1 protein-coding gene is annotated in these 873 nt (G+C 71.6%); it reads left to right on the forward strand.

Annotation, left to right across the window (positions count from 1 at the left end; translation table 11 throughout):
* The coding region (locus tag IH50_RS0136810) for a hypothetical protein (protein ID WP_051767601.1) at positions 1 to 872 on the forward strand (872 nt) is incomplete at its 5' end.
* Position 873: the final 1 nt, after the last annotated feature.

An 873-nucleotide genomic window follows, 5' to 3' on the forward strand; every position in this document is an offset into this window, starting at 1 on the left:
ACCACCGCCGGCGGCTGCCCGCGGCTCACCTGGCCGTCGCGCAGACCCACTTCGACGTGGCCCACAACCTTCTGCTGCGGCTGTCGTCGACGGACGAGATCACGTCGATGATGCCCGGCCTGGTGGCCTTCGTCCGGGAGCACCTCCCGGCCGACGACGCGCGGAGGGTGCGGGTCGAGGAGATCGCCCTGTCGGTCCGCGGCGGGACGCCTCTGGAGCCGGCGCAGCGCGAGGCCGTCGTCGACAGCATGGCCGTGGCCCGTCTGGCCCATCTGAGGGAGCGGCTGCGGGTACGCAGCTTCACCTATGTGGTCTACGGAGTGACGGTCGCTCTGACCGTGATCGTCGCCCTGGTGGGCGTCTTCGGGGTGCTGGCCCCGGGCACGGTGCCGTTGTGTTTCAGCCCGGAGGGTGTGGGGGTGGTCTGCCCCACCGGGAGCGACACCTCCGAGCGGAGCCGGGAAGGCGACCTCGACGCGCTGCAGGCGCAGGTCTCCTCTCCCTGGGACTACGCGGTCGTGGAGTTCGTCGGCATCATCGCCGCCGCGGTGGCGGCCGCCGCGTCCCTGCGGCGGATCAAGGGCACGTCCACCCCGTACAACGTGCCGGTCGCGCTGGCCCTGCTCAAGCTCCCGACCGGCGCGCTGACCGCGGTGCTGGGGCTGCTCCTCATCCGCGGGGAGTTCGTCCCGGGCCTGCAGGCCCTCAACTCGTCGGCGCAGATCATCGCCTGGGCCATCATCTTCGGCTACGCCCAGCAGTTGTTCACCAAGTTCGTCGACAACCAGGCGCAAAGCGTCCTGAACTCGGTGGGCGGGCCGAACAGCACGGCCGGCAAACCGGCCCAGACCCCCCGGGCGCCGGCCGCGTGAC

This window comes from Streptomyces sp. NRRL S-37 (assembly GCF_000721605.1).
Lineage (GTDB): Bacteria > Actinomycetota > Actinomycetes > Streptomycetales > Streptomycetaceae > Streptomyces.